This window comes from Caballeronia sp. LjRoot29 (assembly GCF_964252755.1).
Lineage (GTDB): Bacteria > Pseudomonadota > Gammaproteobacteria > Burkholderiales > Burkholderiaceae > Caballeronia.
On the sequence record NZ_CAXUPU020000022.1, the window covers coordinates 106,483 to 120,566 of the forward strand.

10 protein-coding genes are annotated in these 14,084 nt (G+C 59.4%); 6 read left to right on the top strand and 4 right to left on the bottom strand.

Features of this window, described 5'->3' with window-relative positions; translation table 11 throughout:
- Positions 1–161: 161 nt before the first annotated feature.
- On the bottom strand, positions 162–1,328 hold the full coding sequence (locus ACSQ83_RS22715) for a porin (protein WP_436229692.1): 1,167 nt from the start codon (positions 1,326–1,328) through the stop codon (positions 162–164).
- Between the two features lie 480 nt (positions 1,329–1,808).
- On the opposite strand from ACSQ83_RS22715, the gene ACSQ83_RS22720 reads away from it, so the two are divergent.
- The 5 genes from ACSQ83_RS22720 to ACSQ83_RS22740 all read left to right on the top strand — a co-directional run bounded on the left by ACSQ83_RS22720 (position 1,809) and on the right by ACSQ83_RS22740 (position 9,534).
- Entirely contained in the window at positions 1,809–2,732 is a 924-nt protein-coding gene (locus ACSQ83_RS22720) for a LysR family transcriptional regulator (protein WP_414952459.1), read from the top strand.
- Positions 2,733–2,780: 48 nt separating this feature from the next.
- Positions 2,781–3,455 (top strand): response regulator transcription factor, encoded by a 675-nt coding sequence (locus ACSQ83_RS22725; protein WP_414952458.1) that lies wholly within the window; start codon positions 2,781–2,783, stop codon positions 3,453–3,455.
- Between the two features lie 251 nt (positions 3,456–3,706).
- The gene (locus tag ACSQ83_RS22730; RefSeq protein ID WP_436229693.1) at positions 3,707–6,937 is read left to right on the top strand and encodes an efflux RND transporter permease subunit; all 3,231 of its coding nucleotides are present in this window, start codon (positions 3,707–3,709) and stop codon (positions 6,935–6,937) included.
- Positions 6,927–8,126, top strand: coding sequence for an efflux RND transporter periplasmic adaptor subunit (locus ACSQ83_RS22735; RefSeq protein ID WP_414967297.1), 1,200 nt, complete (start codon positions 6,927–6,929; stop codon positions 8,124–8,126). The genes ACSQ83_RS22730 and ACSQ83_RS22735 overlap by 11 nt, the downstream gene beginning before the upstream one ends.
- Positions 8,119–9,534, top strand: coding sequence for an efflux transporter outer membrane subunit (locus tag ACSQ83_RS22740; RefSeq protein ID WP_436229694.1), 1,416 nt, complete (start codon positions 8,119–8,121; stop codon positions 9,532–9,534). Before ACSQ83_RS22735 ends, ACSQ83_RS22740 begins: the two co-directional genes overlap by 8 nt.
- Before the next feature lie 107 nt (positions 9,535–9,641).
- Here ACSQ83_RS22740 and ACSQ83_RS22745 read toward each other — a convergent pair whose 3' ends face one another.
- Entirely contained in the window at positions 9,642–10,820 is a 1,179-nt protein-coding gene (locus ACSQ83_RS22745) for a porin (RefSeq protein WP_414952454.1), read from the bottom strand.
- Between the two features lie 365 nt (positions 10,821–11,185).
- On the opposite strand from ACSQ83_RS22745, the gene ACSQ83_RS22750 reads away from it, so the two are divergent.
- Positions 11,186–11,461, top strand: a complete 276-nt coding sequence (locus ACSQ83_RS22750) for a DUF4148 domain-containing protein (protein ID WP_436229695.1) — start codon at positions 11,186–11,188, stop codon at positions 11,459–11,461.
- Positions 11,462–11,844: 383 nt separating this feature from the next.
- On the opposite strand, the gene ACSQ83_RS22755 is transcribed toward ACSQ83_RS22750, so the two are convergent.
- Together ACSQ83_RS22755 and ACSQ83_RS22760 are read right to left on the bottom strand one after the other, a co-directional pair.
- On the bottom strand, positions 11,845–12,576 hold the full coding sequence (locus tag ACSQ83_RS22755; RefSeq protein ID WP_414950302.1) for a response regulator transcription factor: 732 nt from the start codon (positions 12,574–12,576) through the stop codon (positions 11,845–11,847).
- A 75-nt stretch (positions 12,577–12,651) separates the two neighbouring features.
- Positions 12,652–14,031, bottom strand: coding sequence for a sensor histidine kinase (locus tag ACSQ83_RS22760; RefSeq protein ID WP_414950303.1), 1,380 nt, complete (start codon positions 14,029–14,031; stop codon positions 12,652–12,654).
- Positions 14,032–14,084 lie beyond the last annotated feature (53 nt).

Here is a 14,084-nt window from a genome sequence, read left to right on the forward strand (position 1 = left end):
GTTTGCTGTGCGCACACAATAGAAAAACCTCAAGGCTGGCCGATTTTATTGTCGGCTGGCCTTGAGGCTTTTCTATCCACGTCGCATATCCATCCATGAAAGACAATCGACGCCGCATGAAACCACGCGGCGTCGCCCATGCCCAACTCAAACCTTGAAACTTAGAACCGGTGACGCATACCAACCGTCACTGCTACTTGCTTGTTCGTCGAAGACGGGCTCAGGCCGTTGATCGCCGCGTCGCCCAGCACCGTGCCATCGCCACCCGATGCGTGCTGAAACACACCTTCCGCATACACGTCCGTGCGTTTGCTCAGGTCATAGTCAGCAAGCAGCGAGAACTGGTGATACTTCGGCTTGGCATCGCCGGCCGCCGTGTTGAACGAGCCGTTCGTGAACGTGTAAGCGCCTTCGAGACTCATGGCCGGTGTCAACGCGTAGCGCATGTTCACTTCATAGTTGTCCAGACGCAGGCTGTTGCCCGACAACGCCGTATAACCGTCGTTCATGTTGATTGCATCGAGCCCGTCAAGCTTCGTATGGGTGTATACGAAGCCAACCGTGGCCGGACCGAATGCGTAGTTGACACCGCCGCCGAACGTACGTTGCCGCGCAGCGACAAACGTTGATGTGTTGTTCGCGCCGGACACCGCGCCGTTCGCGTTATCGCCCTGGCCAGGATTGTTGATCTGCAAATACGACGCAGCAATGCTCAACGGGCCATTGGAGTAAGACGCGCCTGCGCTATACGCGCGATTGTCCGAGAACGCGCCCGCCTTGTTCGAAAAGCCGTACAAGCCGCCGAACTTGAAACCGGCGTAATCAACGCTCGAAAATTTCACCGCGTTGCTGATGCTGAAGCTGTTGTCGAGATTGTCGTTATCGAATGGATGCGCGGCAAGGTTGTTGCCCAGGCCCTGGCCGGCTTCCGACAGCGGCGCCAGGTAATCAACCGTGGAATCGTATTGCTTGCCAAGCGTCACCGACCCGTACTGATTGGATTGCAAACCCACATACGCCTGACGGCCGAAGATTTCATTCGACTGCGTGAACGCACCGTTGTTCACATTAAAACCATCTTCCAACTTGAAGATGGCGTGCATGCCGCCACCCAGATCCTCGCTGCCTTTCAAGCCCCACAGCGTGTTGCTGACGTTGCCGCTACCCACACCCCACGATTGACCCGACGAGGCCGCTCCCGGCGTGTGCGAATTGTTCGCATACACCAGGCCGGCATCAATCACGCCGTACAGCGTGACGCTGCTTTGTGCATGAGCGGCTACGGCGAAAAGGCCGGAAACAGTTGCAGCCAACAGAACTTTCTTCATCTTGAACTCCACATAGATAACGGGTTCCGGGCCAGGAGGCCGTTTGCAGCGCTGCGTGACCTGGGCATTGCAACAAGCCGGGCGCCTAAGCGGAGCGAACCACGCTGCGAGCGAGAGGACATGCAACCTTGAGTGCGGCCCTGACCTCGGAGCACCGAAGTCTACGGAGCGAGTGGCGCCAGCCAGCGTGGTCGAACTGAATGACTGATTTTCAGTTTTCGCAAGCACGCAGTGGACAAGGCTTTGGCAATGCGCGCGAACGCAGACGTGCGCTAGGTTCGCGCGACACTCTTGTTCTGTGGCATTTCCATCATCGATGGGTTGGCGTGTATCGAATGCGCCACGCCGTTGATTGATGATGTCCCGTGGTTACATTAAGAACAGCCGACAAAGATAAAAAAGACTTAATAAAGCGGGCGTGTCCTTGTTACGTCGCCAAGCAGATCATGCGTGCAGTCAAATCGATACAGGCTGCCCGTCATGAATCAGCTACAAGCAATGCGCGTGTTCACCCGCGTGGTCGATCTCGCCAGCTTCAGCCTGGCCGCCAAGCAACTCGGCATGTCCGCGGCCGCCGTCACTCGCAGCATCAGCATGCTGGAAGCGCACCTCAACATGCGCCTCCTCAACCGCTCCACGCGCCGGCTTTCGCTGACCGAAGCAGGACAGGCCTATGTGGAGGGTTGCCGCACGATCATTCAGCAACTCGATACGATTGAAGAAGGACTCGTACGCTCAACCCGTGATCTCAGCGGAACGCTACGCGTAGCGGCGTCGACCACGTACGCCGCATGTGGCTTGAGCAATTTGCTCGCGGCGTATCGCGCAGCGTATCCGCGCATTGGCTTCGACGTGACGACTTATGACTCGCCGATAGAGTTGATAGAAGGCGGTTTCGATGTTGGCTTTTCCGCGGATCGCAACCTGCCCAACTCGTCACTGGTGTGCCGTCATTTGACAGCGTTCAAGGAGGTCGCAGTCGCCTCACCCGGCTACCTCTCTCAACACGGCACGCCCGTGAATCCTGCGGCGCTTGCGCATCATCATCTGCTGTCGATCTCGGACGGCTCCGCACGCAATTGGGAATTCTCGGATCAGAACGGCGTGTATCGCGTGGCGACGGGTAACGCGCTGCATGCAACCAGCAGCGCAACAGTTCGCTCCGCGGCACTGGCGGACATGGGCATCGCATTACTGCCAGTACCGCTCGTGAAGGACGATCTGGGGAAGGGTCTCTTGCTCCCCATCCTCGGCCAGTTTCAGATTGCAGGTGGTGTGCGCCAAGTGTCCATTCTCTATACGGGGCGCAACTATCTCGCGGCGAAGGTCCGGCATTTCATCGACTTCTCGGTGAGTCAGTATCGTGCGCCCGATAACACGGTGGGGCTGCGTGCCGCCGCTTAGCGTCCACTCCGTGGATTCCGTGCCTCCCCCATTCTGGAACGCGTTGTAATGCCGAAAGTCCTTGCCATAGAAGACGACGAACTGATGGCGCAGGAAGTCTTGCGCGCGCTGTCCGCGCCGGGCTATACGGTCCAGGTTGCCCGCACCGGCCGCGACGGTATCGCCAAGGCCATTGGCGGTGGTTACGACATCGTCACGCTTGATCGCATGTTGCCGGACCTGGATGGCCTCACGATTGTGACGACCATGCGAGGTGTCGGCATAGACACGCCTGTGTTGATCGTCAGTTCAATGAGTCACGTGGATGACCGCGTGCGCGGACTACGTGCCGGTGGTGACGACTATCTGACCAAGCCGTTCTCTCACGATGAAATGCGCGCCCGCGTGGAAGCCTTGCTTCGACGCAAGGCCGGACCCGCATCCGACGAAACAGTCTTGCGCGTGCATGGTCTCGAACTTAATCTCGTGCGTCGCCGCGCCACGCTTCACGGTCGCGTGCTCGACCTGCAGCCGACCGAGTTTCGCGTACTCGAATTCATGATGCGTCACGTTGGGCAAGTGCTGACACGCACCATGATCTTCGAAGGCGTATGGGGCTGCCGTTTCGATCCCGGCACCAACCTGATCGATGTCCACGTGGGGCGTCTGAGAAAGAAAGTGGATGACTCCAGTGGCCGCCCAACGATTCGCACTATTCGCGGATCCGGCTACTTGCTGGACTAATTTCTTCAACATCGAACACGGTCACGAGGTAGTTGACGCCTCGTGACCGTGCTCGAGTTTTGTCGTTCCCTCCCCTCTTGCCGAAACTAAAACTAGTTTCATTTTTCCCGCGCGTGGGTGTTAACCCGATCCTTCCAGAATGACTGACACCGGCGCTTTCATCGGGCAATCAGTCCGATGTCCCTACGCCATCAAGTCACTCAGTCACTCAGTCAGCGCGAACCCTGCGCCCCTGAACGGAGCCGTTCTCAATGTTGAAAATTGTCCGATTAGCTTTGACTCGGCCCTATACGTTCATCGTGCTGGCGATGCTGATCGTGTTGGTCGGTCCGCTCGCGGCACTCCGTACGCCGACGGACATCTTCCCCGATATCCGCATTCCCGTCATCAGTGTGATCTGGAACTACGCGGGGCTTCAGCCGGACGACATGTCAGGCCGGATTGTCACGTACTACGAACGTACGCTTGGGACCACTGTCAACGATGTCGAGCATATTGAATCGCAGTCGTTCAGCGGTTATGGCATCGTCAAAATCTTCTTCCAGCCGACTGTCGACATCAGGACGGCGACTGCTCAGGTCACCTCCGTCTCGCAGACGGTACTCAAGCAAATGCCGCCAGGCATTACGCCTCCTCAGATCCTGAACTACAACGCGTCGACGGTTCCGGTCCTGCAGATCGCGCTCACCAGCAACACGCTCGATGAGCAGAAGCTGGCCGACTACGCGACCAACTTCATTCGGCCTGCGCTGCTGAGCGTACCCGGCGTGGCGATTCCGACGCCGTATGGCGGCAAGACGCGCGAGGTGCAGATCGACCTCGATCCGAACGCATTGCAGGCGGACCGGTTGTCCGCCACGGACGTGGCGAACGCGTTGGCGCAGCAGAACCAGATCGTGCCGGCGGGGACCGAGAAGATCGGCAACTTTCAATACAACATCAAGCTGAACAACAGCCCGCTTGCACTTGACGAACTCAATAACCTGCCCGTCAAGACGATCAACGGCGCAACCATTTATATCCGCGATATAGCCCACGTTCGCGACGGCAATCCTCCGCAAAGCAATATCGTGCGTCTCGACGGTCACCGCGCCGTGCTGATGAGCATTCTTAAAAACGGTTCGGCTTCCACACTAGACATTATCGCGGGCGTCAAGGCGAAGCTGCCGCTGATCCGCGAGACCTTGCCGCCCGGACTCAAGCTCGAGACCATGGGCGATCAGTCCGTATTCGTGAAGGGCGCGGTTAGCGGCGTGGCGCGCGAAGGCATCATTGCCGCTGCCCTGACGTCGCTCATGATCCTGTTGTTCCTGGGAAGCTGGCGCTCCACGCTGATCATTGCGTCGTCCATCCCGCTTGCCGTGCTGGCCGCTATTGCAGCGCTGTCCGCGATGGGCGAGACGCTCAATGTAATGACCCTCGGAGGACTCGCGCTAGCGGTGGGTATTCTCGTCGACGATGCGACGGTCACCATTGAAAATATCAACTGGCATCTGGAACAGGGCAAGCCCGTCAGGGACGCCATCCTCGACGGCGCCGCGCAGATCGTGACGCCCGCGCTGGTCTCGCTGCTGTGCATTTGCATTGTGTTCGTACCCATGCTGCTGCTCGACGGTATTGCACGTTTCCTGTTCGTGCCCCTGGCCGAGGCCGTGATCTTCGCGATGATCGCCTCGTTCGTGCTCTCACGTACCTTCGTGCCAATGATGGCGCAGTACCTGCTGCGGCCGCACGTGTCAGGTGGTCATGCGTCCGGTGAGCTTGCCGCGAGCATGGACCCGCACGGCACGACGCATCATGCGCCTTCGAAAAATCCACTGGTCCGGTTCCAGCGCGGTTTTGAACACCTGTTCGGGCGCTTGCGTGGCATCTACCGCATCCTGCTGGGAATGGCGCTAAGCAGCCGCAAGCTTTTCATCATCGGCTTCCTCGCGGTGGTCGCAGCGTCTTTTTTATTGTCACCTTATCTGGGGCGCAACTTTTTTCCGGACATCGACTCGGGTGAAATCGCGTTGCATGTGCGGGGTCCGGTCGGCTTGCGGATCGAGCAGACCGCAGACCTCTTCGATCACGTGGAAAACACGGTTCGCCGGACTATTCCGCCGAACCAGTTGCGGGCGGTCATTGACAATATCGGCTTGCCCAACAGCGGCATCAACATAACCTATAACAACAGCGGCACGATGGGACCATCGGACGGCGATATCCTCATCTCGCTTAACGAGGACCACGCGCCAACCGCCGAATACGTCAAGACATTGCGCAAGCTGCTGCCGCGTGCCTATCCGGGTGTGACCTTCTCGTTCCTGCCGGCCGACATCATTTCGCAGATTCTCAACTTCGGTTCACCGGCGCCAATCGATATTCAGGTCGCGGGTCCGAATCGAGCCGGCAACTACGCGTATGCCCAGCAACTTCTGCGCAAGGTACAACTGATTCCGGGCATTGCCGACACGCGTATTCAACAGGCGACAACCTATCCGCAATTCACTGTCTCGGTTGACCGGACACGGGCCAACGAACTGGGTATCACTGAGGGCGACGTGACCAACTCGGTCGTGGCCAATCTCTCGGGCACGAGCCAGGTGGCGCCGACTTACTGGCTCAACCCGCTCAACGGCGTGTCGTACGCGGTGGTGGCGCAAACGCCGGAATATCGCATGTCCTCGCTCAACGATCTTGGCAACCTGATGGTCACCGGCAAGACTGGCGAAGCGCAGATTCTCGGTGGCATCGCGACGATCAAACGTGGCGTGGGTGATGCGGTCGTCTCGCACTACAACATCGAGCCCCTGTTCGATATCTATGCGACCACGCAAGGCCGGGATCTTGGCGCGGTTGCGGCGCGGATCAACGCGATCGTGCACCAGACCACGAAGGACATACCGAAGGGTTCGCAAGTGACCGTGCGAGGCCAGGTTCAAACCATGAACAGCGCGTTCATGGGACTGGGCCTCGGGCTGGTCGCGGCTATCGTGCTGATCTACTTGCTGATCGTGGTGAACTTCCATTCCTGGAGCGATGCGTTTGTGATCGTGACCGCGTTGCCAGCGGCACTCGCGGGCATTGTATGGATGCTGTTCATTACGCACACGCCACTGTCCGTTCCTGCACTCACGGGCGCGATCCTTTGCATGGGGGTGGCCACGGCGAATTCGATTCTGGTCGTCACTTTCGCCCGCGAACGGCTGGCCATTACCGGCAACGCACTGGTCGCCGCGATGGAAGCAGGTTTCACGCGGTTTCGCCCGGTGCTGATGACCGCGCTCGCGATGATCATCGGCATGTTGCCGATGGCGCTGGGTCTTGGCGATGGCGGCGAACAAAACGCCCCGCTCGGGCGTGCGGTGATCGGCGGCCTGATGTGCGCCACGATCGCCACGCTGCTTTTCGTCCCCGTCGTGTTCAGCCTCGTGCATCGCAATGACAAGATTCAAGAGGATCACCAACTTTCCGGATCAGGAGAATCGCATGTCCACTGAAATTGAAATCAATTCGCCCAAGCGCTTGCGGCATCTGAAGCTGGTCAGCGTGATCGTCGCGTTGATTGCCGCGGGGGTGGTGACCGACGGTATCGTCAGCCGCTCGCACGCTGAGCGCGACCTGACGACCTGGACTGACGCGCAGGCCGTTCCAACGGTGGCGACCGTCACACCCCAGTTGCCCGCAGCCGAGCAGTCGCTGGAACTACCAGGGCAACTCGCGGCCTTCGTCAATGCACCGATCTATGCCCGCGTGTCGGGCTATCTGCAAACGTGGTACGCCGACATCGGCACGCATGTTAAAGCGGGGCAGTTGCTTGGCCTGATCAATACACCCGATCTCGATCAGCAATTGCAACAGGCACGCGCCGATCTTGCCAATACGGTGGCGAACGAAAACCTCGCGGCGACCACTGCGCGACGCTGGACGCAGATGCTGAAGCAGGACTCGGTCTCGCAACAGGACGCCGATGAAAAGACCAGCGACCTGATCGCGAAGAAGGCGACCGTCGATGCCAGCCGCGCCAACGTCGCGCGCCTCGAAGCGCTCGAATCATTCAAACGCATTACAGCGCCTTTCGACGGCATTGTGACTGCGCGCAAAACCGATATTGGCGCGTTGATCGATGCGGGCGGCGGCACCGGCCCCGAGTTGTTCGCCGTCTCCGACGCGCGCCGCCTCCGTCTCTATGTGAACGTGCCGCAAAGCGACGCCGCAGCGATCAAGCCGGGACTCACCGCGAAGCTGACCGTGCCGGAACGACAGGGCATGACCTTCGACGCAAAACTCGTCGATACCGACGACGCCATCACGCCCGCATCCGGCACGTTGCTAGTGCAGTTATCGGTGGACAATGCGTCAGGCCTCTTGCTGCCCGGTGAATACACTCAGGTTCACTTTGCACTGCCGAACACGGGCAGCGCATTGCTGGTGCCGGCGAGCGCGCTGATCTTCCGGACCAACAATATGCAGGTTGCCGTCATTGATCCAAACAATCACGTGCATTTGAAGAACGTGAGGATTGCGACGGACCTCGGCACTCATGTCCTGATTGCATCGGGATTGTCGGCGAGCGACCGGATCATCAACAACCCGCCGGACTCGCTTGCTGAAGGCGAACTCGTGCGCAGTGCAACGACAGCGGTAGCCGCCGCAGCGACCGGACAGCCGGAGCATGCGCATGGTTAAGCGTCGTCTCCTGGTCGCGGTGGCCTGCGTTGCCGCGCTGAACGCGTGTTCGTTTGCGCCCACCTACAAGGTGCCTGCCACGGCGATTCCCACCGCTTTCAAGGAATCGGGCCCGTGGCAGCTCGCAAAGCCCGCCGATCGTATCCCGCGTGACGGCTGGTGGACCATGTATCACGATCCGGTATTGAGCGCGCTCGAAGCAAAGATCGCTGCTGCCAATCCGAATGTGGCAGCAGCGGTTGCCCGGCATGATGAGGCGAGCGCGGACCTTCAGGAAGCGCGCTCCGGACTGTTCCCAACCATTGGCGCTGAATCCGATGTCTCGCGGCAACGGCAATCGGATAACCGGCCGTTGCGCGGCACGGATCAGCCCACGACCTACAACTCGGCGACGGCCGATGTCGGCATAGGGTACGACCTTGATTTGTGGGGCAAGGTGCGCAATCAGGTGAGCGCGGGCCGCTCGCTGGAAGAAGCCAGCGCTGACGATCTCGCGTCGCTGCGCCTCAGCCTGCAGGCGAGCCTCGCGTCGACCTATTTCGAACTGCGCGGCCTCGATCAGCGCGCCAAGCTGCTCAACGACACCATCGACACCTACAAGCGTGCGCTGAAGCTGACCGTAAGCCGTCACAACGGCGGCCTGGCGTCCGGCATGGATGTGTCGCGGGCGCAGACGCAACTTGCATCGGCCCGCGCCGCCGCCGACGATACCCAGGCGAGCCGCGCGCTGCTCGAACATGCCATTGCAACGCTCACCGGAACGCCGGCATCGTCGTTCTCGCTGGCGCCGGACGTCGGCCTCAACTATCTGCCCCACGTTCCACTCGGACTGCCATCAACACTCTTGCAACGCCGGCCCGATATTGCGGCGGCCGAGCGGCACGTGGCGGCAGCGAACGCAAATATCGGCGTAGCGAAGGCCGCGTTCTACCCTGACATTTCCCTTGGCCTGGACGGTGGATATCAAAGCGATACCTTCTCGCCCTGGCTGGCGGCGCCCAATGAAATCTGGTCGGTGGGACCGCAGTTGCTCTTCACTATTTTCGACGGCGGCAAGCGCAGTGCAGCCGTGGCGAATTCGCGGGCGCAACTCGCCGAGAATGGTGCGAAGTACCGGCAGACTGTGCTCGTCGCGTTCCAGCAGGTCGAGGACGGCTTGGCGCTGCTGCATCATCTCGGCGACGAATCGGTCAATGAAGATCAGGCATTGAGCGCCGCGCAGCAGACGCTCGCGCTGGCGACGTCGCAGTATCGGGACGGTGTGGTGAGCTATCTGGATGTCGTGACGGCGCAGACGACTGAACTGACCGCGCAGATTTCGTCGCTGGACCTGCGTACGCGGCAGCTGACCGCTTCTGTCTCACTGATCCTGGCGCTGGGTGGGGGATGGACCGGAAAGGCCGCCTGAAGCGTATTGAAGCTTATTTCAGCCGCAGAAGTCAGAAAGCCGCCGGGGCGCAGTTCAGCATTGAACGGCCCCGGCGGCATTTTTACATGGTTACCTGAACGGCGGAATCAGAAGCGCAGACGGACTCCCGCCGCGACCACCGCCTGCTTGCCGTTCGACGACGCAGCCAGGTTGTAGATCGACGCATTACCGAGTGCGTTCACGCCCGTTGCACCGGTCGCGTGTTGATAGACACCTTCAAGGTAGACGTCGGTACGGCGGCTCAGCGCGTAGTCTGCCTGCAGCATGAACGCGTTCCACTTCGGTGAGAGACTCGACGTCGCAGTGTCGAACTTGCCGTCGGTGAACGTGTACGAGCCGCCTAGGGTCAATGCCGGCGTCAATGCGTACCGGGCATTCAGTTCATAGTTGTTGAACGTGAGCTTGTTGCCGGAAAGCGCCGCGTAAGCGCCGCCTTGCGAGATCTCGCTTGGGTCATCGAGTGTCGTGCGCGTGAACACGGCGCCGATGGTCGCAGGTCCAATGACGTAACGCGCGCCCGCGCCCATGATGCGCTGGCGGCCGCCGACCAGCGTTGCATCGCCGTCGCCGCTTGAGAGCGCGCCGCCCGTGTTGGCCGGGGGTGCGACGCCGCCCGGATTGTTAGCCTGGAAGTACGCTGCGGCAAGACTCAACGGGCCGTTGTTATACGACGCGCCCGCCGTATAGGCGCTGTTGTTGCTGAAGCCATTCGATGAATTACTGAACGCGTACGCACCGCCGAACACGAGGCCGCCGTAGTTCACGCTGCGAAATTTCACCGCATTGTTCATGCGAAAGTCGTTGTTGAGGTTGTCGTTATCGAACGGGTGATCGGCTATGTTGCCGCCGAAGCCCGAGCCGGTTGCCGACAATGGCGCCACGAAGTCCACCATGGAGTCGTACTGACGGCCGAGCGTCACGGTTCCGTAAGCGGAGCTTGAGATACCCACCCATGCCTGACGGCCGAACTCGTCGCCGCCGTTCGAGAGCTTGCCGTTGTCGATGTTAAAACCGTTCTCGAGATCGAACACCGCCGCGAGACCGCCGCCAAGATCCTCCGTGCCTTTCAGTCCCCATCGATTCGTGCTTACGTTGCCGCTTTGCAATCCCCACGCGGCATGGCCGCCCGTTGCGGCTTTCTGGTTGGAAATATAGTCGATACCCGTATCGAGCGTGCCGTACAGGGTAACGCTGCTTTGTGCGTTCGCGGCTTGAGAGACCGCAGCCGCGATCAGGCTCAAGGAGGCGATCAACGCTTTATTCATGTGTGCAATTCCAGGATGATGCGGCTGCTGTTCCGCTCCCCGGCATGACGGAGACACGATGGCGAAGTGCAGCCGCCCGACTCGCCATGCGGACCCGGGCAAATTTAGGCGGCAGGCATGACGTGGACGTGTCGGAATTGCGCTACTTCATGAAGAATTATTCATAAAGCAGACACGAAATATTTAACTTAGTTATCCAATGTTATTTGCGTGGCTTTTTCCACGAACTCTTCTACATAAACAACTCTTCACTTTTGAGCGTCTTTCCCGACAGGGCTGACTCGTTAATCTGCACTCACCGGACAACGATCACAGCGCTGCATCGAAACCCGGTCACTCGTTAAACGGACTTTTAGGAAAGCGCCATGAAGACCATGATGATCGCCCTCACCTTTGCCTGCACCGGCCTTGCCGCCACGGACTCGGCCTTTGCACAAAGCACGGCGCCGGTTCAGGTACCTGATCAGATATCCACTCAAGCTGCTGCTCCCACTACCCTTGCCCAAAGCGGTCAATGGGTTCCCCCTGATGGAGAAACCATTGCACCGAAGACACGCGCGGAGGTTTATCAGGAACTTGTGAAGGCCGAGCAGGACGGCCAACTCGACTACCTGAATCGCACGCTGTACTGGCATCACTAGGCATGAAGCGTCAATCGCAACTGGCCGTGACGGATGCAGTGAGCGGGGTCGCCATGACCGCTCCTACGGCAACCGTTCCGGCTCCACGCACTCGCCGTAATGCTTGCTTTCAATCCTGGATTCGAATGACAGGCGTAAACGCCCAAGGTAATGCCATGAGCTGGTTAAGACGCATACTCTCTGCCTTACGATTGCCGCTATGCGCGCTGGCGCTGGGCCTTTCGCTCGCCGGTTGCGCGTCGATGCAAGGCGCATCAACTGATCCGAATGCTTGTGTGGGTCCGGTGGATTACTGCCAGCCTTTCTTCGGCTCCTGATCTCGCTCGAACCATGCACAACGTAAGCGCATGATGCCCACACGGGAGCATCGCGCTTACGATTTTTTATGCGCCTTCAACGTTCGATCGAGAATCGGCCAGGGCAAGAACACGCGGCATCTGTGTCGTGTTGATCTGATAACCGAAGCGGCTGACGGTTTCAAGACGCGCACCGAAGGTGTGCAACTCAAGCTTGCGGCGCAGCCGTGAGACCACCAGATTCACGCTCGACGGGTCTACGACGTCCTTGTCAGGCCACGCATATCGGATCAACTGGTCGCGCGCAACGGGGGCATCGGGCTGGCGCAGCAGCGACTCAATCAACAGGAACTCGCGCTTGGTCAGGGGGAAACGCTTGTCTCCTTCCACCAGCTCCCGCGTAAGCGGATCAAGCCTCAGCGAAAGGTCGAGTGTGGAGTCGCCCAAGCCTTGCACGGATGATCGATACAACGCCAGCATGCGCTCCTGCATTTCAATAAACGAATACGGCTGCACGAAGCATGCGTCCGCACCGGCGCGCAGCATGCGCGCTCTTTCTACAGGCGTCGCGCGTCCGAGGACGACCAGGATCGCGGGTGATCCCGGCAAACGTGCGAACTCAGATAAGAGCACAGCCAGGTTGCAGATGGACTCAGTATCGACAGCCACGATCAGGACCGCGTCAAAGGTATCTTGTGATGCAAGATGAAGCCCGTCGCGTAAGTCGTCGGTCATTTGCAGGCTGTGCGCGCTTTCACGTAAAGCCTTATGCAGATAAGCGCCCTCGGTGCAGACGGTGGAAATGAGCAGAACTCGCATAGGGGTGGCTCTTACTCGGTAATCAATTAATCGGTTAATCAGTTGATCAGGAATACTTGGCAATCAGAAAATGCATTATTGAAGCGCATGGGGCCAGCACTCAACCGTCATCGTCGTACCAGGCGTGGTACCGGTGCCATTAGCGCCCACGCGAAGCGCGAAATCGTGCAGCCGCATCACGGCCGACACAATGCTGAGACCGAGTCCCGAGCCTGCCAGATGACGCGTCTGATCGGCTCTGTAGAAGCGTTGCAAAACTGCTTCCCGCTCCCGCTCCGGAATGCCTGGACCATTATCAGAAATGACCAGCAGCGCGCCCTGCGGATGATCCGTCAGCTCGATGCGCACGGCGCCGTTATCCGGCGCGAACTTGATGGCGTTATCGAGCAAGTTACTGAACGCTTCGAAGAGCAACGCCCGATCGCCATGCACCGCGGCAACCTGTTCGACCACCACCGCCCAGCTAATTCCCCGATCCTCGGCAAGCGGTTCATACAGTTCGCTTAATTCATGAACCAGCGTTGTGAGATCCACCGATGAAAAACCGCCGCGCCGCTTCAATGCGCCAATCTCCGAAATGCGGAGCATCGCGCCAAAACGATCCAGCAACATGTCGGCTTCCACGCGCGCACGGTCGAGCATTTGAGCGACGCCGTCGTCCTGGATCACGTGCATGCGTTCAGCCACATTGGCGAGCAAGGTGCGGATATGCGCGGCTGGCGTGCGCAGGTCATGCGCTATTCCGTCGCACGCACTCTTGACCTCCGTCATCAGCCGTTCAATTTCCTCGAGCATGTGATTCACCAGATGCGCAAGCATATCCAGCTCGTCGCGTCCGCCGATCGGTAAGCGGCGGTTCAGGTCACCCTCGGCTATCCGCAACGTTACGTTGCGAATATCACGGACTCGCCGCATTTGCCGAAGGTTGAGCAACAAGCCACTGGCTATGCTCACCAGCAGGCAGAACAAGCCGCCGCCAACCAACGCGTTGATCATCGTTTCGCGAATGTGCAGTACGTGCGTGAGATCGCGGGCGACCACGATCTGTTCGCCGCTGCGCCGCCGTACACCCATGGCTCGCACAACTGGCGACTTTGCCTGGTTGGCGACGATCAGGCTGTCGTTGAGTGTATGACCTTGACGGTCGAGCGGCAGGTTCGACGGCAGCACGCGGATATCGCCGGCGAGATGCGTGCCGTCGGCTGCGAACAACCCGAAGTAATTGGTATTCAGATGTTCGCCTTCCGTGCGCCTATAAATAGTCGCGGGAAGTTGCGGGTCATCAATGGACCCGAAATAGAAGAGCTGCCAATGCAGCACTGAGTCTGCGTCGAACTCCATGCGCGTGGTTGCCGACCAGCCAATAAATCCGATCAGCACCATGACCGACAGCGCAAAGATCACGGCGTAAACCGAAAGCCACCGGAAGGTCGTGTTGTGCCAGCGGCGCCCCATTTCTAAGGGATGCGTTCGATTCGTTGAGTCAGCCAAGGTGTTCTTATAGGAGA

Excerpts from the sequence above, each read along its gene's own strand:
- ACSQ83_RS22725 (WP_414952458.1), top strand. The coding sequence starts at position 2,781 with ATGCCGAAAGTCCTTGCCATAGAAGACGACGAACTGATGGCGCAGGAA.
- ACSQ83_RS22720 (WP_414952459.1), top strand. The coding sequence starts at position 1,809 with ATGAATCAGCTACAAGCAATGCGCGTGTTCACCCGCGTGGTCGATCTC.
- ACSQ83_RS22760 (WP_414950303.1), bottom strand. The coding sequence starts at position 14,031 with ATGGGGCGCCGCTGGCACAACACGACCTTCCGGTGGCTTTCGGTTTAC.
- ACSQ83_RS22745 (WP_414952454.1), bottom strand. The coding sequence starts at position 10,820 with ATGAATAAAGCGTTGATCGCCTCCTTGAGCCTGATCGCGGCTGCGGTC.
- ACSQ83_RS22735 (WP_414967297.1), top strand. The coding sequence starts at position 6,927 with ATGTCCACTGAAATTGAAATCAATTCGCCCAAGCGCTTGCGGCATCTG.
- ACSQ83_RS22740 (WP_436229694.1), top strand. The coding sequence starts at position 8,119 with ATGGTTAAGCGTCGTCTCCTGGTCGCGGTGGCCTGCGTTGCCGCGCTG.
- ACSQ83_RS22715 (WP_436229692.1), bottom strand. The coding sequence starts at position 1,328 with ATGAAGAAAGTTCTGTTGGCTGCAACTGTTTCCGGCCTTTTCGCCGTA.
- ACSQ83_RS22730 (WP_436229693.1), top strand. The coding sequence starts at position 3,707 with ATGTTGAAAATTGTCCGATTAGCTTTGACTCGGCCCTATACGTTCATC.
- ACSQ83_RS22750 (WP_436229695.1), top strand. The coding sequence starts at position 11,186 with ATGAAGACCATGATGATCGCCCTCACCTTTGCCTGCACCGGCCTTGCC.
- ACSQ83_RS22755 (WP_414950302.1), bottom strand. The coding sequence starts at position 12,576 with ATGCGAGTTCTGCTCATTTCCACCGTCTGCACCGAGGGCGCTTATCTG.